This window comes from Bradyrhizobium sp. USDA 4516, assembly GCF_054055915.1.
Genome location: NZ_JBSRXT010000001.1, coordinates 8457905 through 8481447 on the forward strand (window position 1 = coordinate 8457905; position 23543 = coordinate 8481447).

The following is a 23543-nucleotide window of genomic DNA, read 5'->3' on the forward strand; positions in this document are numbered from 1 at the left end:
AGTCAGGACGATTGGGATGTCATGAAGGCCTGTCATGAAGGTCTTGATGACAGACCTTGGCGGAACGAGGCGCTTCTCGTCCTGGCGGAGTATTTTCCGCAAGGAGGCATCGATTGTGAAAGCAGCCGAGGCGCGAATTGGCTGGTAGCATTGCGGGGAATGACACCATGAATCCTGGTATCGAAGGTATCGTCGGCATGTACGTCAAGTTGGGCGAACTGGACACGCTGCAACGGATGAAGGAGCATCGACAGGGCTTGCTGGACCAATGCGTCGATACGGCGAATTTCAGCTTCGATGTGACGAGATCGATCTACAGGAGCGACCTCGAGGTGATCGAGGCCGGCATCGAGAGTCTGTATGGCGAGATCACCGGCCATGTCGACGTCGTCAACGAAAAAAGGATTTCCGGCTGGGCGCTGTACAACCAACACCCCGACAAGAGGGTCGCGATCGATATCTACTTCAACGGCAATCTCGTTGGCGAAGTCGTCGCCGATCAGTTCCGCAACGATCTTCTCAAGCTCAACAAGGGCGATGGACACCATGCCTTCGTCTTCGTGCCGCCAAGCGAATCCTATCAGCCGCCGCTGCAGATTGAGGTCCGCGCGGCGAAACGAAAGATGCTGAAAGCCGTGGCTGTTGAACCACCAGCGGTGGCAGTCGAACCGGAAACGGCTGTCGAACCGGAAATGGACGCCGAGGCCAAATAACCTCACCGCGCCGCTTCCGCACACCCCGTATCCGCCGGGCGCCGTCACCTAGGTGAATCCGCCGCAGACGCCAATATGGGCTGCGACATGACGGACGTGCGCGGCCGATTGACAGCGACGATCGCTTCACCGCAACCTGCGATGCAACCTCAGGTGACGGGATGAAGCCGCAACCCGGCTCGGAGCGAATCTTCGTGGACGCCAGCACCGATCCGCTGGACGGGCGCGTGCGATGGGCGCCGGCGAAGTCGCTGTGGCTTGGCGGCATGACCGCGGTCGCGATCGTCCTCGGGCCGCTGCTGTTCACGTGGAGCGCGTTCGCATTATTCATCGTCACCAGCGCGATCACGCTGTGCTTCGGGCATTCGGTCGGCATGCACCGCCGCCTGATCCATGCGAGCTTCGACTGTCCGCTGTGGCTGGAGCGGCTCTGCGTCTATCTCGGCACGCTGGTCGGGATGGCCGGCCCCTACGGCATGGTGCGGCTGCACGATTTCCGCGACTGGGCGCAGCGCCAGACGGCGTGTCACGACTACTCCTGCCACCGCGCCGGTTTCTGGCGCGACGCGTGGTGGCAACTGCACTGCACGCTGGTGCTGAAACACCCGCCCGAATTCCGGCTCGAACGGCGGCTCGCCGATGACCCCTTCTACGCCTTCGTCGAGCGAACCTGGATGTGGCAGCAATTGCCCTGGGCGATCCTGTTCCTCGCGATCGGCTCGTGGAGCTGGCTGGTCTGGGGCATCTGCGTCCGCGTTGCCGTCTGCGTCACCGGTCACTGGCTGATCGGTCATTACTCGCATCGCAAGGGCGGACAGACCTGGATCATCGAAGGCGTCGCGGCCCAGGGCTACAATGTCGGCATCGCGGGCCTGATCAGCATGGGCGAAAGCTGGCACAACAATCACCACGCCTATCCCGGCTCCGCGAAGCTCGGGCTGCTGCCGGGTCAGATCGACCTCGGCTGGTGGTTGATCAAGGCATTCGAAGCCGCAGGACTCGCGAGCAACATCAATACGCCGGACGATCTTGCGCCCCGCCCGGGCGCGCGCCGCGTCGACGAACCAGGCAACGCCGATGCAGTCGCGCCGCGACATCGCGGCCGTGCATTGTTCCAGTAATCCGCAGCCGCGCATCTTCCGTTGCGGATCGAACGCCACGCAGCTATATACGCCGCGTCGGAAAAGGCAGACTTGGTTTGGTAAGCCCAAGTCCTTTCGGATCGAAGTCCTTTCTGGAACGAAAGACCTTTCGAAAACGAAAGCTCTGGTCTCCTGCCTCGTGCATGAGATCCCCACGACGAACACCGGACGCAGTCCAGGCGCCCAATGTTCGTCCGTGTGGTTCTCAACCCGACGAACCGCTCCGGTCGAACACCGACAAAGGAGCAGTTCATGCACGCCAGCCGCCCCCCTTCCCCATGATGTCGTGATTGCCGGTGCCGGCCCGGTCGGCTTGATGCTCGCCTGCGAGCTGCGGCTCGCAAGGTGCTCGGTGCTGGTGCTGGTGCAGGCCGCGGAGGCGCACTCGCCGCTGAAGCGGCTGCCCTTCGGTATGCGCGGCCTTTCGGCGCCCAGCATCGAGGCGTTCTATCGTCGCGGGATGCTGGATGACATCGCGGTGGCTCAGCGTGTGCAGGATGGCACGGCCAGTACGCCAAACGGCACACATTGGATGCAACATCCGCGCCGCCCGGCCGGCCATTTTGCCGGCATCCAGTTCTTTCACGATGATCTCGACACGTCGAAATGGCCGTTTCGTCTGCCGAGCCCGGCAGGCACCAGCATGGCGGTCGAGATGGAGGCGCTCGAATCCGCCCTCGCCGCGCGCGCAACCGCGATGGGGGTTGAGATCAGGCGCGGCCTGAGTGTCGATGCGTTCGATCAGTCGGACGACGGCGTCACCGTTCGCGCCGGTGCCGAGACGTTCCATGCGCCCTGGCTGGTCGGCTGTGACGGCGGCCGCAGCATGGTGCGCAAGGCCGGCGGCTTTGAATTCGTCGGCACCGATCCCGAGTTCACCGGCTATTCGGTCGAGGTCGAGATATCAGATCCGGACAAGCTCCGTACCGGCCGTCACTACACGCCGACGGGCATGTATACCTGCGCACGGCCCGGCACGATCGCGACGGTGGAGTTCGACGGCGGCGCCTTCCACCGAACCCGGCCGATCACGCGCGAGCATGTGCAGGCGGTGCTGCGCCGCGTCTCCGGCACGGACGTCACGTTGACGGCGCTCCGGCTTGCCACCACCTGGACCGATCGCACCTGTCAGGCGACGGATTACCGCAAGGGCCGCGTGCTGCTCGCGGGCGGGCGTGCTGCTCGCGGGCGATGCCGCGCATATCCATTCTCCGCTCGGCGGCCAGGGGCTCAATCTCGGGCTGGGCGATGCGATGAACCTCGGCTGGAAGCTCGCGGCCACGATCCGCGGCGACGCACCGGTGGACCTGCTCGACAGCTACTCGCGTGAGCGGCATCCGGTGGGCGCACAGGTGCTGGACTGGTCGCGCGCCCAGGTCGCGCTGATGCGGCCAAGCCGAAGTTCGCGCGCGCTCGAAGCCATCATCCGCGACCTGATCGCGACATCAGACGGCGCGACCTACTTTGCCGAGCGCGTGTGGGGCGTTACGCTGCGCTACGATCTTGGCAGCAACCATCCGCTGGCGGGCCGCAGCGCGCCCGACTTCGAGCTCGCCTGCGGGGCTAAGCTCGGCGAGCTGCTCAGGGATGGTCGCGGCCTGCTGCTGGACTTTGATCGGCGCGCGCCCCAGCAAACGCTTGCCGATCGCTGGCATGGGCGGATCGGCTATGTCGCATGCGAGGCGCGGGATCGGCTGGGCCTTAATGCCGTGCTCGTACGCCCCGACGGCTTCGTCGCATGGGCCGCCGACACCGCCCCCCACCTCGATGAAGCCGCTCAGGTCATGTCGCGGTGGTTCGGCGAACCTGATGCGCGGCCCTGCCCCTTCCACTCACACTTCTCTTGCACCGTGTGCGGGTTCCCCGCCTCAACCGTAACGCCCCGTTAACCCTATCAGCCTTAGGGTCGTCGGGGCTCCGAATGGACGGTGGCCGGGTTTGTCGTGATGTCGTTTGCACAGAAGAAAACTACCATCGTCCCCGTAGCCGAGGAGCGGCGGCGCTTCCAGCGCGTCAAGGTGCACCTGCTCGGCCGCTACATGCTGCCCGACCGGCGCGAGTTTCCCTGCCAGATTATCAACATGTCGCCGGGCGGCCTCGCTTTGCTGGCGCCTGGCATCGGCAATGTCGGCGACCGTGTGATCGCCTATCTCGACCATATCGGCCGGGTCGAGGGACGCATCACCCGCATCATCGACAACGGCTTTGCGATGACGATCGGCGCCACCGCGCGCAAGCGCGACAAGCTCGCCGCACAGCTGACCTGGCTCGCCAACCGCGACATCCTCAATCTGCCCGAGGATCGCCGCCACGACCGTATCGTGCCGCGCAACCCGATCGCCCTGCTGACCCAGGAAGACGGCACGCGGATGACCTGCCGCATCATCGACCTTTCCTTGTCCGGTGCTGCGATTGCTGCCGAGAACCGCCCGCCGCTGAAATCGCTCGTGATGCTCGGGCGGGTACAGTCCCGCGTGGTGCGAAATCTCGAGGAAGGCTTCGCGCTCGAGTTCGTCCACGAGCAATCGGCGGAAACGCTCGAAGAGAGCGTTACCGCGAGGTAAAGCGAAAAACCGCTCAAGACCCTTTTTTTTGCCCGCGAAGGCGGCCACCGGTGCACCGGTGGCCGCCTTCGGCGCGTTTGGCCCGGTGAAAATCGGCGGTTAACGGCCGCAGCGTTTGGCGCAACAAACCGCGCTGGCGCAGCGCGCGCGGCGTTAATGCATAAAATTTGAATCAATTGCAGTTGTTTCAAATTTTACGCGAATTCGATTCAAGTACAGTTCGAATTCGCCGCAGGTTTTACCAGTATTCGCGTCAAATCTACTTTGCGTACTTAGCGGCGGCGCAAAAGCTTTGTGCGAAACGTGGTCCCAACAAGAAGAACGGGGGCCACGATGTTTGGGTTCAGGGGACAGGGGAAAGGTTTGGCGGTTGCCGCCATTCTGTTTGCGACGTGCGTGTCGGCCAAGGCCGGCGACGTGGTCTACGCCAGCCTGGGTGACGTTGCGCGTTCGCCGATCGGCTGGGTCGAATTCTGTGCCGACAATCCGGGCGAATGCCGCGGCGGCGCGACGCAACCACGCGACATCGTGTTGTCGCAGACCGCTTGGCGGGACCTCGTACGGGTCAACAAGTGGGTCAACGAATCCATCAAGCCGATGACCGACATGGATCATTGGGGCGTGATCGAGAAATGGTCGTTGCCATCAGACGGTTACGGCGACTGCGAGGACTACGTGCTCCTGAAGCGCAAGATGCTGATGGACGCCGGCTGGCCCCGCGAGGCGCTGTTGATCACGGTGGTCCGCGACAAGAAGGGCGAAGGCCACGCAGTGCTGACGGTGAAGACCGACAAGGGCGAGTTCGTGCTCGATAACCAGAACGAGAGCATCGTCGCCTGGACCGACACTGGCTACCGCTTCGTCAAGCGGCAGTCGCAGGGCGATCCCAATGTGTGGGTCTCGCTCGGTGACAACCGCCCGGCAGTTGCAACGGCAAGCTCGCGCTGAGCAGAACAGGAAATTTCGAGTTCGCGACCCGGTCACATCCCCACCCCTCCCCGTCCCAGACCGGTTCGCGCGCGGCCACCCTTCCCCCAAAGGGTGGCCGCACCTTTTTTGAGCGGCGTCGACCGACGCCTAGTGTGCTGAATGCGAAGTTCGTGCGATTTCGCGGCAGCCACTTTCACGAACTTCGCATTCATAAAGCACACTAGAATCATAAGTTTGCCAGTGTCCTTGGTCTCGTCTGAGATGCCGACGATCTTGTTGGTGGCCTGGCGATAGAACTTGAAATTCAGCTCGGTCTCGGGCCGGCCGTCGCCCCAATCCTTGAAGCGCCTGAGTTGGTCGCGCCCGAGCAGCCGCGCCGCGGATGCGGTGCGTCTGACCGTGATGCTGACGCGCGGCGTCTGCCTGATGACGCCGACCTTGCGCGGTGTCGCGTCGGCCGACGCGACGATCGCGCGGGCGATCAGGCCGTTGCCGCCCTCGTTCTCGCTCGCGAACACGAACACGATGTCATCGGCCGCGATGTGCTTGCCGCCATACATGGTCTTCTGCGCGGTGAAGGTGAACACCTTCGCCCGCGGATTTCAGATCTCGGTCTTGATCGCAAACGCCATCGCCTTCCTTCACCGGCTCGCTTTGCCATCCGCGTCGGCGGCTTGACATCCTAGCATCGGCGCGATTGAATTGAATTCAATTCAGCGAATGGGCCCACGATGGACGCGGCGAGCCTCGGGACACGGGAACGGCTGCTCTTGGCAGCGCAGGCCGAGCTCATCGAGGGCCATGGGCACCTCGAGATGCAGGCCGTCGCAAGGCGGGCGCAGGTCTCGGTCGGGCTCGCCTACCATCACTTCGGATCGAAGGCCGGCCTGATCGCCGCCGTGGTCGAAGGCTTCTATGAACAACTTGATGCGGCGGCGTTCGGCAGTGCCAAGCTGTCCGCCACGGACTGGGCGGACCGGGAGAAGGCGCGCATCGGCGCCTATGTCGCCTTTCACTACGATCACCCGTTTGCACCCCTCGTGATCGGACCGCTCAGCCGCGCACCCGAGGTGCTCGATGTCGAGACCGCCTTCACCGGCCGGCAGCTTGCAGCCGGCGCCCGCATGCTCGAGGCGGCCCAGCGCGACGGGATCGTGCCCGGCGGCATCGACCCTCACCTCACCATCGCGCTGATGATCGGCGGCATCCGCCAGGCGCTGATCGGCGCGCTCACGAGCGAAAGACGGCCGGATCCGGCAAGGCTGACCGGCGACATCTGGGCCTTCATGGCCGCCGCGCTGGGCTTGCCTGCCAAACCCCTGTCCGCGCGGCCAAGAGCCACGCGGCGCAGCCGCAACTAAGCTTCAGCCAGAACCCGAACATCGATGGCCATCTTGTTCAATCCGCACGATTTTCACGCACCGCAATCGTCCTACAGCAAGCCGGATCTGCTGCGCTCGAGCGAAGGCGGCTATTTCGGCCCGGGCAATGCGCAGCTGCCGGCACCGCCGATGCTAATGATGGACCGCATTACCGAGATCAGCCTGGACGGCGGCGCGTTCGGCAAGGGCCACGTCGCCGGCGAACTCGAGATTGCGCCGGACCACTGGTTCTTCGCCTGTCACTTTGCCGCCGACCCCGTGATGCCCGGATGCCTCGGCCTCGACGCCATGTGGCAGATCATCGGCTTCTGGCTCGGCTGGTCGGGCTCGCCCGGCAAGGGCCGCGCGCTCGGGGTCGGCGAGGTCAAGTTCAGGGGGCACATCACGCCGGATGTCAGGCTGGTGCGCTATGAGGTCGACATACGCCAGGCCAGGCGCGGCCGGCTGGCGCTGGGCATCGCCGACGGCCGGGTGCTCGCAGACGGCGCTTGCGTCTATCTGGCAAAGGACATGCGGGTCGGCCTGATCGCGCCCAGAGGCTGAATTCGGGGAGGTTGAGTTCGGGTCGGCCAGAGGCCGATCGTGCCTCGAGCAGGCCGGGCAGCACGGCCGAAAACTAACATATGATACAAATTTCGCTGCTGCCGCAGTGGTCTACACACCCCTCGGTTTTGCCCGCGCCGGGGTTTGTGCTATTTCGGACCTTTCAATTGATGTCCGGTTGTTGGTCGCATGGTCGAACTTGCCCCCCGGAATTCACAAGCCAGCAGCCTGATTGGCGTGCAGCCGATCGCGATCGGCGCCGTGGCGCTGGTGCTCGTGCTGTTCGGGATCGGCTCGATCGCGCTGTGGCGCGCCTACACCGGCAACGTGCCGGAGACCGACCGCATGGTCGCCGCGCGGCAGTTGCAGGTGCGGACCGCGCAGGTCTCCGAGGCCCTGGTGGAAAAGACCAAGGGCATGGAGGCGACCCAGCAGGAATCCATCGACCAGCTGCAGGAGGTGCAGGACCAGCTGCAGACCATGCGCAAGCAGCTCGCCTTGCAGGCGGCCGATGCCAAGAGGCTCTCCGACCAGGTCGCCGCGCTGACCGAACAGGTCGAGGGTTTGCGCCAGTCGCTGGCGAGTGCGCAGGCCAACGAGCCGGCCGCCGAGCCCGCGCCGCGCAAGCGCTCGAAGGCCACCCGTAGCGCCAACCGGAAGCGCCACAGGTCGCGCGGTTGACGCGCCCGCAGACCCCGCCCACCCAAGGTAACCAGCCATAAAAATGCGCCAAATCCCCAGCAAGATCATCATCTAACGGGGAACTTTCGCGCTCGAGGGCTGCCGGCGGCGGCCGATCACGAGTGCCCGTTACCGTGAATTAATCCTGACTTTGTGAACTGGTTCACATATCGGCCTTCGAATCCGAGTCATCTTCGAATGACCGGATGGCGTGAGCCGATTTCAATATCCGGGGCTGGCAAGGTCGTTGACGGTATACTACGTCGACGGCCTTGTTTTTTGGGTCCTTGAATCCCGCTCGGGACCGCCCGACAGGAAAGCTCCGGCTCGAGATCCCGAAGGTGCCCTCGCCGCGCGAAGGATGCAGACCGGCTGAAGAAATACGGCGTGCTCGGCTGACGACTTTGGATGCGCAGCACCGCCGCGGCCAAAGCCGCGGCGAACGGAATTGCCGCCTTATTCGGTGCGATCGCGCAAGGCGGCGCGACCACCTCGCAGCCGCGCAAGCTTCGGCTCGAGCTCGCGGAGCATGTAGATCAGCGCAACGGCGAGGCTCGCAACAACCACCATGAGCAGCAATGTCAGGTCAGGAATGGTCAGCATCTTGGATGTCCTCTAGGCTCGGCTTCAATCGCAGCCGGACCATTGGTTTTCGCGGCGCGCTCACGCACGGACTGCTGCAAGGCGGTGCAAGCTGCATACCAGTGTCCCGAATCCGAAGTTCGCATCATTTGCCGCACCTTCGGAGCGAACTTCGGATTCGATAAGGACACTAGCAAACTTATGATTCTAGTGTGCTTTATGAATGCGAAGTTCGTGAAAGTGGCTGCCGCGAAATCGCACGAACTTCGCATTCAGCACACTAGTGCGCGACAGACAACGCGGCGGCCGGGCATCGAAACGCCGGCCGCGCCGATCATTGCAAGACCATCAGCATGGCGAGCGAACGGACCGGCCATGCGCGAGCGAATGGCTCAATTGCAAACCTGCACCGGCCGAACGCGCCAGCCATACGGTGTCATCACGCCGCGGCGAACGACGTAACAGCCGCCGTAACCGTAGCCGTCGTCATAGCCGTAGCCGGCGTAGTATGGATTGCCGTAGTAGCCGTCATAGTAATCGTAGGCGCCATAGCCCAGCCCGAAGCCGACCGCTGCCGCCGCGAGCGGATAGCCCCAGCCGCCGCCCCAGCCGCGCCGATAGTAGCCGCCGTTCCAGCCGCCACCACGCCAGCCTCCGCCGTGCCAGCCGCGGCCGGCCCAACCGCCGCCGATCGCAGCCGACCGGAAGCCACCGCCTCCGCCCATCGCCCGGAATGCAGCGCCGCCGCCGTGGAAGCCGCCAAATCCGCCGCCGCCGCGGAAGCCGCCGCCACCATGAAAGCCGCCGCCACCGAAGCCACCGCGTGCCGACGCAGCATCGACGGTGAACAGACCGACCGAGGCCGTCGCCAGCAAGGCAATCATCGTTTTACGCAACATTACCCGTTACTCCTCTTTTCAAAGGCTTTGTTTTCAAGCCTCCTCCGCCGCGTCCTGCGTATGCTAGCTCAATCTAGGACCGCGGCTTCTACCGCGCGCCTATGTCGCGCTCACATCTGCGCGACCCGCGTTCATCAAAGCACGGCCTTCAGAAGTTAACAGCCGCGGCAGATGCCTTTCGTACGGCGCTCGACTTTTTCGTTCTCGTCGGCGATGGCCTTGTCGACGCTCTCGGTCGTCGATGCCGATCCGGTGGTAACGCCTCTGCCGGTATTGGGGCCGCCGGAGGATTGCGCGGTCCCGGCGCTGTTGGTCCCGGCCGGCGGCGACGTGGCTTGCGGCGATGTCGGGCTGGCTGACGAAGGGCTTCCGGTCCCGGCGCCGCTCCCGGTACCTTGGGCGACGGTAACCGCGGGCGTCAGCACAATCGCGATTGTCGCGAGCGCGGTGGTGACAGATAATTTGCGCATGGCAATTCTCCCTTGCGGACGTCAACGAGTCCGCAAAACGCCGGTTCCCGCAGGCGTTGGAGCAATACAGTTTGGGAGCAATGCAATTTGCGCAAGCTGATCGAGTTTTGACGACGACACTTTCGACAAGCTGAAGCAACTCGGGCGCGACCGGATGGCGACCTTGCAGGAGCTCGCCGACGAAGCTTTCGCCGACCTGCTCAAGAAGCACGGCATTCCGATCGACCTGAAGGATGCGCTGCGCAAGAGCGCAAGACTTCAGGAAGCAACAAGACTTCAACAGGCAACGAGACCGCAAGGCGCAGCGAAGCCTCGCCCCGCCGCACCGAACGCCGCGCGCAAGCGCGGCCGCAAGCGCTGAAGCTTCAGCCGATCTTCTTCAGTCCCGTTTTGTATTGCGGGCCCCTGATGGCGTAGGACTTCGCCGGCCGCGACAGCGCTTCGGCCTGCGCCGCGTCAAGCGTACGCACCACGCGGGCGGGCGCACCGATGATCAGGGAATTTTCCGGAAACTCCTTGCCCTCGGTGATGACAGAGCCGGCACCGACCACGCTGCCGCGCCGGATCCGCGCACCGTTCATCACGATGGATCCCATCCCGATCAGCACGCCGTCTTCCAGCGTGCAGCCGTGCACGATCGCATTGTGGCCGATGGTGACGCTGTTGCCGATGCTGAGGGGAAAGCCGGGATCGACGTGCAGGGTGGAATTGTCCTGGACGTTGGAGCCCTCGCCGATCTCGATCCACTCATTGTCGCCGCGCAGCACGGCGCCGAACCAGACGCTCGCGGCGGACTTGAGGCGGACCTTGCCGATCACCACGGCATTGTCGGCGATGAAATAGCTGCCGTCGGCGGGAAGATCGGGCGCCTGCCCGTCGAGTTCGTAGATCGCCATTGAGGTCTCCCTGGAGCGTTTTCGAGCGAAGTGGACACCGGTTCGCGTGAAGAAAACGCGTCGAAACGAAAATCCAGAGCTTCGGTTTCTGATTCAATCAGAACCGAAGCCCTGATCGCAGGAGACCTTGGCACGACGGCCGACATGGTTTCAAGCAAGCGCGACCGTGATCGGCCGCGGATCATGATCGGATCAGGCCAGCACGCCCGCAGCGCGCAGCGTCATCACGAAGAAGGTGCCCGACATCAGGCTCCAGAAGCCGGAGATGACGGTTGCCATCATCACGAATTCGAAGCGGCGGCGCTCGATGCGCGCCCCGCGCAGCGTGTTGCGCATGATGATGAACGGTGCGGCGAAGACGAGGAACGGGACCGCGGCGAAGGTCTTCGGCGCCGCGCCCTCCTGCAGCAGACCGAAACCGGCCGGGCGCTCCGCCATCGCCTGGTAACCGTTGGCCAGCGCGCCCGCGAGCGCGAAACCGATCAAGAGCGAGAACAGGGAATTCAATGTATCGGGCGACATCGGAACTTCCGCTACGCAACAGGCCACCCGCCCTGCTTCGCAGAATTGGCAGCCTGCCGCCACATCATCCTTAAGGAAAGGTTAACCGGACACATCAGGCGCGGCGTTTGCGCATGGCCATTCGGTCCCGGATTCCATTGGAATCGTACGGAAATTCCCCGCTACGTGGCATATTCGGCAGATGATTCGGCCACTCCCGACCTGATCTCAGCCTCGCTCATGACGCTTCTCTCGACCGCCCAGCATCTCGCCCGCGACACCCGCCGCAACCCGCGCGCGCATCTCGTTCCGATCATCGCCTCGGCGGTGATCGCGGCGGGCGCGGTCGCGCTTGTCGCCTATCTGCTGTGGCCGACCTACACGACCATCCCGCCGAGCGATCCGTCGCGGCTGCCGGTGAGCGTCGGCGGCACGCTGTTCAACGTGCCGACGATGGCGGTGCGCATGAAGATCCAGCGCCACTCCGGGCCGCAGGAGCGCGTCGATCTGAGCTTCCTCTATCCGTCGCTGGACGCGCCCGCCGCGCCGAAGCACTACAGCGCCGATACGGTCGATGACAAGGTGCAGCCGATCGACAGGATCTTCGTATCGATCGCGGCGCACCACGATTCACTCGCGCCGGACATGCGCCTGCGCACGATCTATCCGCGCTATCTCGACGAGCGCGCAAACATTGATGACGGCCTGACGGCGCGCGCGTTCCGCGACGGCACGCCCTATGGCGGCGAGGACCTGTTCACCGCGAGCGAGCCGCAGCTGACCGCGCGCTGCACGCGCGACACCTCGACGCCCGGCATGTGCCTGAGTGAGCGGCGCATCGACGGCGCCGACCTGATCTTTCGCTTTCCGCGCAGCTGGCTTGCGCAGTGGCACGACATCGCCACCGCGATGAACCGTCTCTCCGCGCAGATGCACAGCGCGAAGGGATGACACTGTCATTGCAAGCGGAGCGACGTGTCCGCGAAGGACGGTCGCTCCAGCGCAAAATCGCTCTGCAATTTTGTCGCGAGTTCGTCGTAACGACGTGTGAAGGCGAGGCTGTTCCGCCTTACTCGGCCAGATCCTCTTCCAGGATCGCCATCTGGAACTGGAACGAGCGATCATCGTCCTCGTCGTCGACGAACAGCACGCCGATGAACTCCTCGCCGATATAGACCTCGGCCGAGTCGTCCTTCTTGGGCCGCGGCACCACGCGGATCTTGGGATTGCTGAACACGCGTTTGAGATACGCGTCGAGCTTCCTGACTTCCTGAACGTCCACGGCCGTCTCCAATCGGGTCGATGATTTTCGGGGGAGTTTTAGGACGAGACGGCAAAGATCGCCAGAGCCTTTTCAGGCTTTGGCGACGTGATGTTGCGCACACGACTCTTGCTTGGGCGCTTTTTCGCCGCGATCAGAAAGCGAGTGAAATCAAAGCCCGATCGCGCTGAGCATCTGGTCCATGGTACGCGACGGCTCGGCACAGCCGGCCTCGCCGACGATTTTCGCCGGCACGCCCGCGACCGTGACGTTGTGCGGCACCGGCTTGACCACGACCGAGCCGGCCGCGATGCGCGCGCAATGACCGATCTCGATATTGCCGAGGATCTTGGCGCCGGCGCCGATCAGCACGCCGTGGCGGATCTTCGGATGGCGATCCTCGTTCTCCTTGCCGGTGCCGCCGAGCGTGACGCCATGCAGGATCGAGACATCGTCCTCGATGACCGCCGTCTCGCCGCAGACGAAACCGGTGGCATGATCGAGGAAGATGCCGCGGCCGATCCTGGCGGCCGGGTTGATGTCGGTCTGGAACACGGCCGAGGAGCGGCTCTGCAGGTAGAAGGCAAAATCCTTGCGGCCCTTCTGATAGAGCCAGTGCGCGAGACGGTGGGTCTGCAGCGCGTGAAAGCCCTTGAAGTAGAGCAAGGGATCGATGAAGCGCGAGGTCGCCGGATCGCGGTCATAGACGGCGACGAGATCGGCGCGGAACGCGTTGCCGATATCGGGCTCGTCGCGCAGTGCCTCGCCATAGGTCTGGCGGATCAAATCGCCCGACAGCGCGGCGTGATCGAGCCGCTCGGCAATGCGATGGACTACCGAATCTTCCAGCCGCTCATGATGCAGCACGGTCGCATAGATGAAGGATGCGAGTTCCGGCTCGCGCCGCAGGATGTCCTCCGCCTCGCCGCGGATTCGATCCCAGATCGGATCGAGCGCCGCAAGCTTGCCTCCCTGCGGATTAACCTGATGAACTGCCATAGCTGCTCTCGCAATTCGGTTGTTCTGATGTGCGTTATAGCACGATGGACCCAGCGCGTCCCGGGATGGCTCAGTACGGTAAACCCCAGCCGAACACCCCCGGGCCGGCGTCTAGGGGAATTGGTCGGGATTTTGCCGAAATCAAGCCGTGCTTCTGCAACTATTGGCGGATTTCGTCCCCCGTGTGGTTTTGGGCATGGTCGGCCCCAATAAAAGGGGGAAACATCATCAATACCCGGAGTTTAGGTGCCCGCCTGACCGATGCACGGTCGGTCTGGATCGCGACCATTGCCATCCCCCTCCTGCTGCTCGCCCCTGCCTTCTGGAACGGCTATCCGCTGCTCCAATGGGATACCGGCGGCTATCTGGCGCGCTGGTATGAGGGCTACCTGGTGCCGAGCCGGTCCACGGTATTCGGCATCTACCTCCATGTCGGCGAGACATCGGATTTCTGGCTCAACCTCGGCATCCAGACCCTGGCGACGCTGTGGATCCTGCAACTGACGCTGCGCGTGCTCGGCCTCGCCCGGCCGGTCCGGCTGATCGCGATCAGCCTCGCGCTGATCGCAACCACCGCTTTGCCCTGGCTGGCCAGCATGCTGCTGACCGACATCTTCGCCGGCCTTTCGGTGCTCGCGCTCTTCATCCTCGTCCTGCACGGCGAACGGATCTCGACGCTCGAGAGGGCGGTGCTGTTCGGGTTCATCGCGTTTTCGGCCGCCACGCACAGCGCGACGCTGGCGGTGCTGCTCGGCCTGTGCTGCGTCGGCTGGATGCTGCGTCCATGGCTCGGGCAGCGCATCCCGTTCGCGGGCCTCGTGCAAGGCAGCCTGACCACCGTCGCCGGCGCGGCGATGCTGCTGGCGGCGAACTTTGCGCTGTCCGGACAGCTGGCCTGGACGCCCGGCGGCTATGGCGTCGCCTTCGGCCGCATGCTGCAGGATGGCATCGTCGCGCAATACCTGCACGATCATTGCGCGACGGAGAAGCTGAAGCTCTGCCCCTATCGCAATGAGTTGCCGCCGACCGCGGACGACTTCCTGTGGGGCCACAGCATGTTCAACACGCTCGGCCGCTTCAAGGGACTGAATGACGAGATGGGCACCATCGTGCTGCGCTCGCTGGCCGAATATCCGGAATGGCAGGCAAAGGCGGCGCTGACGGCGACCGCCGACCAGCTCATGCATGTCGCGACAGGCGAAGGCGCTAATGGCTGGATCCCGCATACCTACGGCATCATCGAGCGCTACATTCCCAAACAGGTCCGGCCGATGCGCGCGGCGCGGCAGCAACGCTGGCACCTCGACTTCACCGCGATCAACCGCATCCACGTGCCGGTCGCGCTGGGCTCGATGCTCCTGGTCGTCATCCTGTTCGGCCGCGGACTGTGGCAGCGGCGGCTCGACGATCTGACGTTGCTGGCGGGCGCAGTCACGCTCGCCTTGCTCGGCAATGCCTTTGTCTGCGGCGTGATCTCGGGACCGCACGACCGCTACGGCGCGCGCATGGTGTGGGTCGCGACCTTCGTGGTGCTGATCGCGGCCGCGCGCGCCTTCGCCAGGGATGAAGCCGACGATCTATTTTCGCCGCGACAGGAAGTCGATGACCCCGGTCTTGTAGACCTTGTCGCCGACCGCCCGCATGTGATCGCGGTTCGGAATGTCGAGCACCTCCGAACCCGGAATGATCCGGCCGAGCGCTGACGCCGAGCCCGCAATCTCGTCCTTGCTGCCGACCGCGATCAGAACCGGCACGCGGATGCCGGCCGCCTCCTCGCGCGTCATCAGGCGGCGCGAGCCGCGCAGGCAGGCGGCGAGCGCGCGGCGGTCGGAGCGGGTCTGATCGGCAAAGGCGCGGAAGGTACGGCCGACCGGGTCGGTGACATCGTCGAGCGACGGCGCCTCCAGCGCCAGCGCGACCGCCTCGCCGGGGCCGCCGCCCTCGATCAGCCCGATGCCGATCCCGCCAAGGATCGCCGAGCGCACCCGATCGGAATTCTCTCGCGCCAGGATCGCCGTCATCCGCGAGCCCAGCGAATAGCCCATGATGTCGGCGCGCGCGATTCCGAGATGGTCCATCAGCGCAATCACGTCGCCGGCCATGGTCGCGATCTCGTACTGCGCGGCATCGTAGAGCTTGGCGGATTCGCCGTGGCCACGATTATCGAGCGCGATCACCCGACGGCCGGCCTTGACGAGATCGGACACCCAGGTCGGGTAGATCCAGTTGACGTTCTTGCTCGAGGCAAAGCCGTGCACCAGCACGATCGGTTCGCCCGCGCCTTCGTCGATAAAGGCAATTTCAACATCGCCGTGATGGAAACTCGGCATCATCCATTCCGTTTGTTCTTGGGATTTGCGATTGGCGATCGACAGGCGACCGCAAGCCTAACCCTGGGCGGGCATACTCGCCAAGGTAGCCTGAGCGGCCATCTGCTGCTTCAGGCGCAGCACCTTGCTTCGTCTGAGCCACCCGGCGGTGGCCCGTTCGGTGGTGGCCTTGATCGACGACAGGAAGCCGAACAGCGCCAGCAGCGCGCCGAACAGCCACATGGTGAGATTGAATGCGCCGGCCGCCAGCAGCAGCGCGCCGCGGCCGAGCAGCTTCAGGATCGCGCGGGTCTGGCCGCCCTTGACCTCGGCTATCCGCGCCGCCCGCGCGATCTCCCTCGGATTCTCGGCGACCTTCAGCGTATCCCGCGCAGCGCGAACCCCGGCCGCCTCGCCGATGCGCCCGACGTCCTTGGCGACGCGCACCAGCGCGCCCGCCTTCTCGGCTCGGAAGGCCGCGCGGATCGCGGTTGCGGTTTGCACCGGCCGCAGCACCGAGCCGGATGCGACCGCCTCGCGCAGCGCCGGCTGGTCGACCACCTCGCGGGTCGAACGCCCGGCCCATTCGATCATCCCCTCGCTCAGCCGTCCGGCCTTGCGCGTATCCTTGACCAGCGTCAGCCCGGCGCGCAGCGGCCCGGCGCCGCCGACCGACACATAGGTGGCCGCGGTCACCGCGAGCCCGGCGGCCGCGAGGCCGAGCACCAGCTGGTCGGTGTCCTCGCCCATCACGAGGTGCTTGCCCTCGCGCACGACGTCCCGGACATCACCGAATACGAACAGGTCGCCGGCGACCGTGCCGGACAGGCTTGCGACATCGTCGGCATTGCCGGTCACCAGGCCGGTGGCGAAGCCTTTGGCGAAATGAATGGTGGATGATTGCTCGACGCGCGCGTCATCGACGCGCTTTGTGAGATCATCACCAAGTGCGATGTTCTTCTCGCCGGCGAGTTCGACAAAGCTGGCCGCAAGGTCGGCATCACCGGAGGCCAGCGCCGCCTCGATATTGTCGGAGATCAACGCCGGGTTGTTGCGCAGCACGGAATTGAGCCTGATGTCGGCGAGCGCAGCGGGATCGTCCCGCGCCGCCAGCACGGTGCCGGCATCACGGGCGTGCGGCCAAATAGCCGCGCCCACGGCAGCACTTGCTGCCACGCCGACCATCGCCAAGCTGACGCGCACCCGATTCATCCCGATAAAACCTCTAGTTTTATTCGCCTTGGAGATAGTGTGCCGTTTTTGCGACACAACGGCTCCGACCAAAGGAGGGCTTCTCTGGGACGACAAGATTGTGTCGAATTTGCATGAGCAAATGAGCCATCGGGGCTCTAGGAATCAACTGTTCCCGCCAGTATGGTGCGCGGCATTTCGCGATGCCGCATGCTGTTGATTGCGTCTGCCCATCGTTGCCATCAAGGTGAGAATATGTCCGACCACGTCGTCCCGCACTTCCATAACGATGCCGGTGTCTCGGTGATCGAAATCGGATCGCAGGAGTTCATGTGCGTCGGCGCCAACCCGCCGTTCGACCATCCGCACGTGTTCCTCGACCTCGGCAATGACAACGAGATTATCTGCCCGTACTGCTCGACGCTTTATCGCTTCGCATCCGACCTCGCGGCCGGCGAAGCGCGACCGCCGGAATGCGTGCTGAAAGACAAGGTCGCCTGACCGCTCCGTGGCGCTGACGCGAACCGTCATCGTTGCAGGCGCCGGGATCGGAGGACTGACGGCGTCGCTGACACTGGCGGCACAGGGCTTTCGCGTCGTCGTGCTGGAGAAGGCCGAACGGCTCGAGGAAGCCGGCGCCGGCATCCAGCTCTCTCCCAATGCCAGCCGCATCCTGGTCGAGCTCGGGCTCAAGGAACCGCTTGCGCGGCGCGCGGTCACGCCTGAATCCGTCAACATCCTGAGCGCGCGGGCCGGTGGCGAGATCGCACGGATGCCGCTTGGCCAGGCCGCCGAGTTCCGCGCCGGCGCACCCTATTGGGTGATCCACCGCGCCGATTTGCAGGCCGCGCTGCAGGCCGCCGCGAGCGACCATCCCGATATCGATCTGCGGCTCGGCTGCCAGTTCGAGGATGTGACCAAGCATGCGCGAGGCCTCACCGTCGTGCAACGCCGCGGCAATTCACGGCAGGAGGAATTGGCCGTCGCGCTGATCGGCGCCGACGGCATCTGGTCGTCGGTGCGCGGGCATTTGTTTCCGGATGTACAGCCGCAATTCTCCGGCCTGATCGCCTGGCGCGGCACGCTGGACGCCACCGCCCTGCCGCGTGAATACACCGCACCGCGCGTGCAGCTCTGGATGGGACCGGACGCGCATCTCGTCGCCTATCCCATCTCGGCCGGACGCCAGATCAACGTGGTCGCGATCGTATCGGGCACCTGGAACCGGCCGGGCTGGAGCGAGCCCGGCGACATCAACGAGATCAAGGGTGCATTCGCCACCGCGCGCTGGCCCACGACAGCGCGGGTGCTGATCGACGCGGTCGACGGCTGGCGCAAATGGGCGCTGTTCACCCTGCCCGACATCGGTCGCTGGAGCGAAGGCGCGGTGACGCTGCTCGGCGATGCCGCGCATGCGATGCTGCCGTTTGCCGCACAAGGCGCCGGCATGGCGATCGAGGATGCGGCCGTGCTCGCCAAGGCCTTGAGCGACAGCACCGGGGAAAACACCGCGGGCATTCCCGCGGCGTTGACGCGCTACGCACGGGTGCGGCGCGGGCGCGTGCTGAAAGTGCAGCGCCTGGCGCGACAGCAGGGCCGCATCTATCATTTGCGCGGGCCGGCGGCGATCGCGCGCGATCTGGCGATCCGCGCCATCGGTCCGGAGCGCATGCTGGCGCGGCAGGACTGGATCTACGACTGGCGAGCCTGAGCTCGGCCAATCACGACCGACCCGTCTGGAAACGCAAGCTTAGTGGACGAGGCCTCGCGGTGCGCGCGGGCCCTTCGCCGCCGGCGTGGAAGCCGCGGGGGCCGCGGCCGCAGGCGTGTCCGGCGTGCTTTCATGGCACCTGCCTTTGCGCCAGGCCTCATCCGCCAGCTTCTGCTGGGAGTGGATCGAGATCAGCTCGTTGCGATAGACCATCTCGGAGACGACAGTACCGCCGACGCCGGTCTCCGCCTTGGCCATCAATTTTTCCTGATCCGCCGCGCGGGTCTTGAGATTGCTGCGCTCGTTCTCGAGCTGCTTGCAATCATAAAGCTCGTACTTGGCGGGATCTGCGAATGCCGACGGCACGGTGTCGCCGATCTGCGCGCAGCCGGAAACGCCCGCGGCCGAGGCGAGCAGCGCGATGACGGCCGCCGCGCGCGACAGCTTCAGGCGGCGTGGGAAACGAACGGACATTCAGCTTTCTTAACCGGACAGTGTTGAGATTGCCTAAAGCAGCCACCGGTGTCCGGATTGAGGCTCAATCGCGGCGGCGCGCTGCTTATCGCAATGCTCGGCCGCCGAGGCAAATGGAATTGCGGGCCGCCGCTTAAGCCTTTGAAAGCTCACCTGTTAGCACCGGATAATGACAATTCCACTCCGCGCCCAAACGCGCTAGAAATCGGCGCGCCTGGCGCAACGCGGACGTGGCGGAACTGGTAGACGCAAGGGACTTAAAATCCCTCGATGGCAACGTCGTGTGGGTTCGAGTCCCACCGCCCGCACCAACCTTCGCATGCCACGCGCACCCGAGCGGGCCAGCGTCGTGTTTCCCGGCTGTGGCGCAGTTCACACGCCGCGATCGCTGACTGTCGTAGTCTTACCCGCATTGGAAATTCCGGCCGCGCATTTTCGCGGCTGTTGCATTTCGAAATCAATTTTGGTCGGAGATCGGCGATGGAGATTGCAAACTGCAATCGGATTGCGAAGAGCAATCGGATTGCTAGCGAAACGGCGCGCGATCATGGTGCCTTTACTCTCGAGCATGGCGACGATGCGGCTCATTGCAGCAACGGGCTCAATGCCCAGAATTTCCGCAACGCTGCGCCCGACGACCGCGCGATCTACCGGCGATGGATCCGCGGCGCGATCGTGGTGTACGGACTGCTCGCATTTGCCGCTGGAGCGGTGGTCAGGATGAGCGGAACCGGCACCAGACAGACACAGCTCACGAGCTTGTCGAGCCCGAGCAGCATGACACCAGGCCACGGCGATTAGCGGTCCCCGGTTCGGAACCCGTGCACTGCGTATTCGTTGTCATGCCGCAATTGGAGCATGACGATGCCGAACGACGATCCATCCGCGCAGCGCGCAACCGACCAACCCGATCAGCGCAAGGAGCGCCCCTCCCCGCCGCAGCACGCACCACAAGGCGGACCACCGCTCAGCGACGGATTGGAGCAGCTCCGCGACAGCCACACCTGACACGCGACAGGGCGAAAAGAAAATGGCCGGGACAAGTCCCGGCCATTTGTTTTTGCGTCAAGCCGCAAGCTTACTCGGACTTGTCGATATTCCAGAAGATCGGCGTCGCCGGGCCGTCGAGCACACCGGTCAGCGACTTCCGCCATGCGCTCGGAATGGTGTACTGGCCGAGCGGAACGTAGATCACCTGATCGTAGGCCTCGGTCTGGATTTCCGCGGCGATCTTCTTCTTTTCCTCAGCCGAGCCGGCGCGCGCGAACTTGTCACGCAGCTCCTCGATCTTCGGGTCTTCGGCCCAGCCGAACCAGCCGCCATTCTTGCCGCGACCCGTGATCGACGCGTTGACGATCGGATCGGAAACGTCGGCCGCGACCCAGTTGGTGAAGAACATGTTCCAGCCGCCTTCCTTCGGCGGCTTCTGGCTGGCGCGGCGGGTCACCACGGTCTGCCAGTCGGTGGCCTGCAGGTCGACCTTGAAGCCGGCCTCGCGCAACTGCTGCGCAGCCACGACCGGTTGGGCTTTCAACGTCGTGACGTCGCCCGGCGCCATGATCACCACGGGGGTGCCGTCATAGCCGGATGCGGCAAGCGCCTTCTTGGCTTCCGCCAGGCCGTTGCCCTTCACCAGCGTTTCGGCCCCGACGTCGGTCTCGAGCGGCGTGCCGCAGACGAAGAAGGCGCCGCAGATCCTCTGGTACTTGGCGTTGCCGACCAGCGCGTCGAGCACGTCCTTCTGGTTCATCGCCAGGAACGCAGCCCGGCGCACCTTCGGATTGTCGAACGGCGGATAGAGGAAGTTCATGCGTCCGAGGGTCTGGAAGCCGAACTTGTTGAGGACGTCGATCTTGAGATCCGGATTGGCTTCGAGCACCGGCAGCATGTCGAACGGAAGGTTCTCCATGAAATCGATGTCGCCGGATTGCAACGCGTTCACCGCGGTCTGCGCATCGGCCATCGTGACCCACTCGACACGGTCGACCTTGACCACCTTGCCGCCCGCGGTCCAACTCGCAGGCTCCTTGCGCGGCACGTAGTCCTTGTTCTTCTCATAGACCGCCTTCACGCCCGGCTGGAATTCCGCCTGCACGAATTTGAACGGTCCGGAGCCGATCTGTTCCGGGATCGGCTTGTCCGGCGGCGTCTCGGCCAGACGCTTCGGCATCATGAACGGCACGCGCGATGACGGCTTGCCGATCGATTCCAGCACGAGGCCGTAGGGTTCCTTCAGCTTCAGCGTGATGGTCTTGGCGTCGGTCGCCTCCAGGCTCGCGACGAAGTCCATCAGCTTCTGGCCCATGCCGTCGACCTTGCCCCAACGCTGCAGCGAGGCGACGCAGTCTTCCGCGGTGACCGGCGCGCCGTCGTGCCACTTCAGACCGTCGCGCAGCGTGAACGTGTAGGTCAGCTTGTCGTCGGAAACCTTCCAGTCCGCCATCTGCGGCTGGATCTTGAAATTGGAATCCGTCGCCAGCAGCGTGTCATAGATCATGTAGCCATGATCGCGGGTGATGTAGGCCGTGGTCATGATCGGATCGATGACGCGCAGATCCGAGTGCATCACCGCGGTGATGGTCTTGCCCGCGGCCATCGCCTGCGGCGCGAATGACAATTCCTGCGGCGCGAACGACAGCGCGAGCGCCGTCAACGCGGCCGCTAGCGTGCGGTGTTTCCAACGCGAGATAGGGAACATGCAATCTCTCCTGACGTGTAACTGGTCAAAGCCGGCTTATTCGTTATGCATGTGGTTCGTTATTTAGGCGAACTAACATGCTGTATGGCTTGTGAAATTGAGACTTGCACCAAGCGCCAAGCGCGTCAATCGGTTTCAGGTCGCATCGGACGTACACAAACGAATGAGGCCGCGCGCCAGATTTTGGCTTTACAAAATCGTCGGCTGAGATTTTCGTAACGCGCGCGCGATGCCGGCGCCGTCAGAACAACAAGAGAGAACAACGATGAACCCCGCCAATCTCCCCTTTGATTCCGAAACGATGCTGCAGGGCCTGCGCAGCTGGGTGGAATGCGAAAGCCCGACCTGGGACGCCGCCGCGGTCGAACGCATGCTCGATCTCGCCGCCCGCGAGATGGCGATCATGGGTGCGACGATCGAGCGCATCGCCGGACGCCAGGGCTTCGCGGGCTGCGTCCGCGCCCGTTTCCCCCATCCGAAACAAGGCCAGCCCGGCATCCTGATCGCCGGCCATCTGGACACCGTTCACCCCGTCGGCACGATCGAGAAGCTGAAGTGGCGGCGCGAAGGCAACAAGTGCTTCGGGCCGGGCATCTTCGACATGAAGGGCGGCAACTACCTGTCGATCGAGGCGATCAGGCAATTGGCGCGCGCCTCCTTTACGACTCCGCTGCCGATCACCGTGCTGTTCACCCCCGACGAAGAGGTCGGCACGCCGTCGACGCGCGACATCATCGAGGCGGAAGCCGCGCGCAACAAATATGTGCTGGTGCCGGAGCCCGGCCGTCCGAACAACGGCGTCGTCACCGGCCGCTATGCGATCGCGCGCTTCAACCTGGAAGCCACCGGCAAGCCCAGCCATGCCGGCGCAACGCTGTCTTCCGGCCGCTCCGCGATCCGCGAGATGGCGCGGCAGATCATCGCCATCGACGGCATGACCACCGAGGACTGCACGTTCTCGGTCGGCATCGTGCATGGCGGCCAGTGGGTCAATTGCGTCGCGACGACCTGCACCGGCGAAGCGCTCAGCATGGCCAAGCGCCAGGCCGATCTCGACCGTGGCGTCGAGCGCATGCTGGCACTGTCGGGCACCGCCAACGACGTGACCTTCAAGGTGACGCGCGGCGTCACCCGCCCGGTGTGGGAGCCCGATGCGGGCACCATGGCGCTCTATGAAAAGGCAAAAGGCCTTGCTGCAGCGATGGGTCTCGATCTGCCGCACGGCAGCGCCGGCGGCGGCTCGGACGGCAACTTCACCGGCGCGATGGGCATCCCCACGCTCGACGGCCTCGGCGTTCGCGGCGCCGATGCACATACGCTCAACGAGCACATCGAGGTCGACAGCCTCGCCGAACGCGGCCGCCTGATGGCGGCACTGCTGGCGACGCTGGACTGACATCGATTTGCACTGCACAACACGTTGGCACTGCCGGATCGAAATTTAGCCTTGTCCATTTTTGAGGCTTCGCCTACGGTCCGGCCGTCCAACGCGACGATGCGGGAGAGATCGAAGCGACAACATTCGTGTTGTTGCCTTTGGCGCCGACGGAGCAACCGCCCCGGAAACTCTCAGGCAAAAGGACTGTATCGTCAGGAC

At 64.4% G+C, this 23543-nt stretch carries 25 protein-coding genes, 1 tRNA gene, 3 pseudogenes and 1 riboswitch; of the genes and pseudogenes, 17 read left to right on the forward strand and 12 right to left on the reverse strand.

Features of this window, described 5'->3' with window-relative positions; genetic code table 11:
- The first annotated feature begins 167 nt into the window (after positions 1 to 167).
- The 5 genes and pseudogenes from ACVI1L_RS39225 to ACVI1L_RS39245 all read left to right on the forward strand — a co-directional run bounded on the left by ACVI1L_RS39225 (position 168) and on the right by ACVI1L_RS39245 (position 5367).
- On the forward strand, positions 168 to 713 hold the full coding sequence (locus ACVI1L_RS39225) for a hypothetical protein (RefSeq protein WP_076830131.1): 546 nt from the start codon (positions 168 to 170) through the stop codon (positions 711 to 713).
- 161 nt (positions 714 to 874) lie between these two features.
- Positions 875 to 1834 carry an acyl-CoA desaturase gene (locus ACVI1L_RS39230; protein ID WP_456785268.1) on the forward strand — a complete coding sequence of 320 codons (960 nt, stop codon included), beginning with the start codon at positions 875 to 877 and terminating at the stop codon, positions 1832 to 1834.
- Between the two features lie 337 nt (positions 1835 to 2171).
- A pseudogene (locus ACVI1L_RS39235) lies at positions 2172 to 3744 on the forward strand (FAD-dependent monooxygenase).
- A 57-nt stretch (positions 3745 to 3801) separates the two neighbouring features.
- Entirely contained in the window at positions 3802 to 4419 is a 618-nt protein-coding gene (locus tag ACVI1L_RS39240) for a PilZ domain-containing protein (RefSeq protein ID WP_057019065.1), read from the forward strand.
- Positions 4420 to 4752: 333 nt separating this feature from the next.
- Positions 4753 to 5367 (forward strand): transglutaminase-like cysteine peptidase, encoded by a 615-nt coding sequence (locus tag ACVI1L_RS39245; protein ID WP_026192955.1) that lies wholly within the window; start codon positions 4753 to 4755, stop codon positions 5365 to 5367.
- A gap of 32 nt (positions 5368 to 5399) precedes the next feature.
- On the opposite strand, the gene ACVI1L_RS39250 is transcribed toward ACVI1L_RS39245, so the two are convergent.
- On the reverse strand, positions 5400 to 5936 hold the full coding sequence (locus ACVI1L_RS39250) for a hypothetical protein (protein ID WP_456785269.1): 537 nt from the start codon (positions 5934 to 5936) through the stop codon (positions 5400 to 5402).
- A gap of 144 nt (positions 5937 to 6080) precedes the next feature.
- Here ACVI1L_RS39250 and ACVI1L_RS39255 point away from each other — a divergent pair, with 144 nt between their 5' ends.
- The 3 genes from ACVI1L_RS39255 to ACVI1L_RS39265 all read left to right on the forward strand — a co-directional run bounded on the left by ACVI1L_RS39255 (position 6081) and on the right by ACVI1L_RS39265 (position 7955).
- Positions 6081 to 6710, forward strand: a complete 630-nt coding sequence (locus tag ACVI1L_RS39255) for a TetR/AcrR family transcriptional regulator (RefSeq protein WP_456785270.1) — start codon at positions 6081 to 6083, stop codon at positions 6708 to 6710.
- 33 nt (positions 6711 to 6743) lie between these two features.
- Positions 6744 to 7274, forward strand: coding sequence for a bifunctional 3-hydroxydecanoyl-ACP dehydratase/trans-2-decenoyl-ACP isomerase (gene fabA, locus ACVI1L_RS39260; protein WP_456785662.1), 531 nt, complete (start codon positions 6744 to 6746; stop codon positions 7272 to 7274).
- 189 nt (positions 7275 to 7463) lie between these two features.
- Positions 7464 to 7955 (forward strand): hypothetical protein, encoded by a 492-nt coding sequence (locus tag ACVI1L_RS39265; RefSeq protein WP_456785271.1) that lies wholly within the window; start codon positions 7464 to 7466, stop codon positions 7953 to 7955.
- Positions 7956 to 8411: 456 nt separating this feature from the next.
- Here ACVI1L_RS39265 and ACVI1L_RS39270 read toward each other — a convergent pair whose 3' ends face one another.
- The 3 genes from ACVI1L_RS39270 to ACVI1L_RS39280 all read right to left on the reverse strand — a co-directional run bounded on the left by ACVI1L_RS39270 (position 8412) and on the right by ACVI1L_RS39280 (position 9906).
- Complete coding sequence (locus ACVI1L_RS39270; protein ID WP_253639508.1) at positions 8412 to 8558, reverse strand: hypothetical protein; 147 nt, start codon at positions 8556 to 8558, stop codon at positions 8412 to 8414.
- A gap of 371 nt (positions 8559 to 8929) precedes the next feature.
- Positions 8930 to 9436: a hypothetical protein gene (locus tag ACVI1L_RS39275; RefSeq protein WP_456785272.1), complete on the reverse strand. Its 507-nt coding sequence runs from the start codon at positions 9434 to 9436 to the stop codon at positions 8930 to 8932.
- A gap of 155 nt (positions 9437 to 9591) precedes the next feature.
- Positions 9592 to 9906 (reverse strand): hypothetical protein, encoded by a 315-nt coding sequence (locus ACVI1L_RS39280; protein ID WP_076830147.1) that lies wholly within the window; start codon positions 9904 to 9906, stop codon positions 9592 to 9594.
- Between the two features lie 87 nt (positions 9907 to 9993).
- On the opposite strand from ACVI1L_RS39280, the pseudogene ACVI1L_RS39285 reads away from it, so the two are divergent.
- Positions 9994 to 10267 (forward strand): annotated as a pseudogene (locus ACVI1L_RS39285) (hypothetical protein).
- A 4-nt stretch (positions 10268 to 10271) separates the two neighbouring features.
- Here ACVI1L_RS39285 and ACVI1L_RS39290 read toward each other — a convergent pair.
- The gene (locus ACVI1L_RS39290; protein WP_057019072.1) at positions 10272 to 10802 is read right to left on the reverse strand and encodes a gamma carbonic anhydrase family protein; all 531 of its coding nucleotides are present in this window, start codon (positions 10800 to 10802) and stop codon (positions 10272 to 10274) included.
- A gap of 192 nt (positions 10803 to 10994) precedes the next feature.
- Positions 10995 to 11324, reverse strand: coding sequence for a DUF6949 family protein (locus ACVI1L_RS39295; RefSeq protein WP_028336117.1), 330 nt, complete (start codon positions 11322 to 11324; stop codon positions 10995 to 10997).
- A 219-nt stretch (positions 11325 to 11543) separates the two neighbouring features.
- Between ACVI1L_RS39295 and ACVI1L_RS39300 the strand changes: the two genes are divergently transcribed.
- Positions 11544 to 12254: a hypothetical protein gene (locus tag ACVI1L_RS39300; RefSeq protein WP_456785273.1), complete on the forward strand. Its 711-nt coding sequence runs from the start codon at positions 11544 to 11546 to the stop codon at positions 12252 to 12254.
- A gap of 118 nt (positions 12255 to 12372) precedes the next feature.
- Here ACVI1L_RS39300 and ACVI1L_RS39305 read toward each other — a convergent pair whose 3' ends face one another.
- Positions 12373 to 12585 carry a DUF3126 family protein gene (locus ACVI1L_RS39305; RefSeq protein ID WP_021077729.1) on the reverse strand — a complete coding sequence of 71 codons (213 nt, stop codon included), beginning with the start codon at positions 12583 to 12585 and terminating at the stop codon, positions 12373 to 12375.
- A 150-nt stretch (positions 12586 to 12735) separates the two neighbouring features.
- Positions 12736 to 13563, reverse strand: coding sequence for a serine O-acetyltransferase (gene cysE / locus ACVI1L_RS39310; protein WP_092089661.1), 828 nt, complete (start codon positions 13561 to 13563; stop codon positions 12736 to 12738).
- 182 nt (positions 13564 to 13745) lie between these two features.
- Between cysE and ACVI1L_RS39315 the strand changes: the two are divergent.
- Positions 13746 to 15137 (forward strand): annotated as a pseudogene (locus ACVI1L_RS39315) (hypothetical protein); the annotation flags it as partial.
- Between the two features lie 3 nt (positions 15138 to 15140).
- Here the strand turns inward: ACVI1L_RS39315 and ACVI1L_RS39320 are convergent.
- Together ACVI1L_RS39320 and ACVI1L_RS39325 are read right to left on the reverse strand one after the other, a co-directional pair.
- Complete coding sequence (locus ACVI1L_RS39320; RefSeq protein WP_141341163.1) at positions 15141 to 15893, reverse strand: alpha/beta fold hydrolase; 753 nt, start codon at positions 15891 to 15893, stop codon at positions 15141 to 15143.
- Positions 15894 to 15950: 57 nt separating this feature from the next.
- A complete protein-coding gene (locus tag ACVI1L_RS39325) occupies positions 15951 to 17084 on the reverse strand; it encodes a hypothetical protein (RefSeq protein ID WP_057019076.1) in 1134 nt (377 codons plus the stop codon).
- A gap of 234 nt (positions 17085 to 17318) precedes the next feature.
- Between ACVI1L_RS39325 and ACVI1L_RS39330 the strand changes: the two genes are divergently transcribed.
- Positions 17319 to 17564: a zinc-finger domain-containing protein gene (locus ACVI1L_RS39330; RefSeq protein WP_018272338.1), complete on the forward strand. Its 246-nt coding sequence runs from the start codon at positions 17319 to 17321 to the stop codon at positions 17562 to 17564.
- A 7-nt stretch (positions 17565 to 17571) separates the two neighbouring features.
- Positions 17572 to 18774: an FAD-dependent monooxygenase gene (locus ACVI1L_RS39335; RefSeq protein WP_456785274.1), complete on the forward strand. Its 1203-nt coding sequence runs from the start codon at positions 17572 to 17574 to the stop codon at positions 18772 to 18774.
- Positions 18775 to 18813: 39 nt separating this feature from the next.
- Here the strand turns inward: ACVI1L_RS39335 and ACVI1L_RS39340 are convergent, their stop codons facing one another.
- Positions 18814 to 19248 (reverse strand): hypothetical protein, encoded by a 435-nt coding sequence (locus ACVI1L_RS39340; RefSeq protein ID WP_057019078.1) that lies wholly within the window; start codon positions 19246 to 19248, stop codon positions 18814 to 18816.
- A gap of 224 nt (positions 19249 to 19472) precedes the next feature.
- Here ACVI1L_RS39340 and ACVI1L_RS39345 point away from each other — a divergent pair.
- The 3 genes from ACVI1L_RS39345 (at position 19473) to ACVI1L_RS39355 (ending at position 20256) form a co-directional block, all read left to right on the forward strand.
- Positions 19473 to 19559: transfer RNA gene (locus ACVI1L_RS39345), tRNA-Leu, on the forward strand.
- Positions 19560 to 19728: 169 nt separating this feature from the next.
- A complete protein-coding gene (locus tag ACVI1L_RS39350; RefSeq protein ID WP_456785275.1) occupies positions 19729 to 20049 on the forward strand; it encodes a hypothetical protein in 321 nt (106 codons plus the stop codon).
- 63 nt (positions 20050 to 20112) lie between these two features.
- On the forward strand, positions 20113 to 20256 hold the full coding sequence (locus ACVI1L_RS39355; RefSeq protein WP_156436404.1) for a hypothetical protein: 144 nt from the start codon (positions 20113 to 20115) through the stop codon (positions 20254 to 20256).
- A gap of 70 nt (positions 20257 to 20326) precedes the next feature.
- Here the strand turns inward: ACVI1L_RS39355 and ACVI1L_RS39360 are convergent, their stop codons facing one another.
- A complete protein-coding gene (locus ACVI1L_RS39360; RefSeq protein ID WP_057019080.1) occupies positions 20327 to 21946 on the reverse strand; it encodes an ABC transporter substrate-binding protein in 1620 nt (539 codons plus the stop codon).
- A 265-nt stretch (positions 21947 to 22211) separates the two neighbouring features.
- Between ACVI1L_RS39360 and ACVI1L_RS39365 the strand changes: the two genes are divergently transcribed.
- On the forward strand, positions 22212 to 23342 hold the full coding sequence (locus ACVI1L_RS39365; RefSeq protein ID WP_026192961.1) for a M20/M25/M40 family metallo-hydrolase: 1131 nt from the start codon (positions 22212 to 22214) through the stop codon (positions 23340 to 23342).
- A 92-nt stretch (positions 23343 to 23434) separates the two neighbouring features.
- A riboswitch (glycine riboswitch) is annotated at positions 23435 to 23541 on the forward strand.
- Positions 23542 to 23543: the final 2 nt, after the last annotated feature.

Excerpts from the sequence above, each read along its gene's own strand:
- ACVI1L_RS39320 (WP_141341163.1), bottom strand. The coding sequence starts at position 15,893 with ATGCCGAGTTTCCATCACGGCGATGTTGAAATTGCCTTTATCGACGAA.
- ACVI1L_RS39360 (WP_057019080.1), bottom strand. The coding sequence starts at position 21,946 with ATGTTCCCTATCTCGCGTTGGAAACACCGCACGCTAGCGGCCGCGTTG.
- ACVI1L_RS39240 (WP_057019065.1), top strand. The coding sequence starts at position 3,802 with ATGTCGTTTGCACAGAAGAAAACTACCATCGTCCCCGTAGCCGAGGAG.
- ACVI1L_RS39290 (WP_057019072.1), bottom strand. The coding sequence starts at position 10,802 with ATGGCGATCTACGAACTCGACGGGCAGGCGCCCGATCTTCCCGCCGAC.
- ACVI1L_RS39325 (WP_057019076.1), bottom strand. The coding sequence starts at position 17,084 with ATGAATCGGGTGCGCGTCAGCTTGGCGATGGTCGGCGTGGCAGCAAGT.
- cysE (WP_092089661.1), bottom strand. The coding sequence starts at position 13,563 with ATGGCAGTTCATCAGGTTAATCCGCAGGGAGGCAAGCTTGCGGCGCTC.
- ACVI1L_RS39355 (WP_156436404.1), top strand. The coding sequence starts at position 20,113 with ATGCCGAACGACGATCCATCCGCGCAGCGCGCAACCGACCAACCCGAT.
- ACVI1L_RS39245 (WP_026192955.1), top strand. The coding sequence starts at position 4,753 with ATGTTTGGGTTCAGGGGACAGGGGAAAGGTTTGGCGGTTGCCGCCATT.
- ACVI1L_RS39275 (WP_456785272.1), bottom strand. The coding sequence starts at position 9,436 with ATGTTGCGTAAAACGATGATTGCCTTGCTGGCGACGGCCTCGGTCGGT.
- ACVI1L_RS39300 (WP_456785273.1), top strand. The coding sequence starts at position 11,544 with ATGACGCTTCTCTCGACCGCCCAGCATCTCGCCCGCGACACCCGCCGC.
- ACVI1L_RS39255 (WP_456785270.1), top strand. The coding sequence starts at position 6,081 with ATGGACGCGGCGAGCCTCGGGACACGGGAACGGCTGCTCTTGGCAGCG.
- ACVI1L_RS39270 (WP_253639508.1), bottom strand. The coding sequence starts at position 8,558 with ATGCTGACCATTCCTGACCTGACATTGCTGCTCATGGTGGTTGTTGCG.
- ACVI1L_RS39340 (WP_057019078.1), bottom strand. The coding sequence starts at position 19,248 with ATGTCCGTTCGTTTCCCACGCCGCCTGAAGCTGTCGCGCGCGGCGGCC.
- ACVI1L_RS39350 (WP_456785275.1), top strand. The coding sequence starts at position 19,729 with ATGGAGATTGCAAACTGCAATCGGATTGCGAAGAGCAATCGGATTGCT.
- ACVI1L_RS39230 (WP_456785268.1), top strand. The coding sequence starts at position 875 with ATGAAGCCGCAACCCGGCTCGGAGCGAATCTTCGTGGACGCCAGCACC.
- ACVI1L_RS39365 (WP_026192961.1), top strand. The coding sequence starts at position 22,212 with ATGAACCCCGCCAATCTCCCCTTTGATTCCGAAACGATGCTGCAGGGC.
- ACVI1L_RS39265 (WP_456785271.1), top strand. The coding sequence starts at position 7,464 with ATGGTCGAACTTGCCCCCCGGAATTCACAAGCCAGCAGCCTGATTGGC.
- ACVI1L_RS39330 (WP_018272338.1), top strand. The coding sequence starts at position 17,319 with ATGTCCGACCACGTCGTCCCGCACTTCCATAACGATGCCGGTGTCTCG.
- ACVI1L_RS39295 (WP_028336117.1), bottom strand. The coding sequence starts at position 11,324 with ATGTCGCCCGATACATTGAATTCCCTGTTCTCGCTCTTGATCGGTTTC.
- ACVI1L_RS39280 (WP_076830147.1), bottom strand. The coding sequence starts at position 9,906 with ATGCGCAAATTATCTGTCACCACCGCGCTCGCGACAATCGCGATTGTG.
- ACVI1L_RS39225 (WP_076830131.1), top strand. The coding sequence starts at position 168 with ATGAATCCTGGTATCGAAGGTATCGTCGGCATGTACGTCAAGTTGGGC.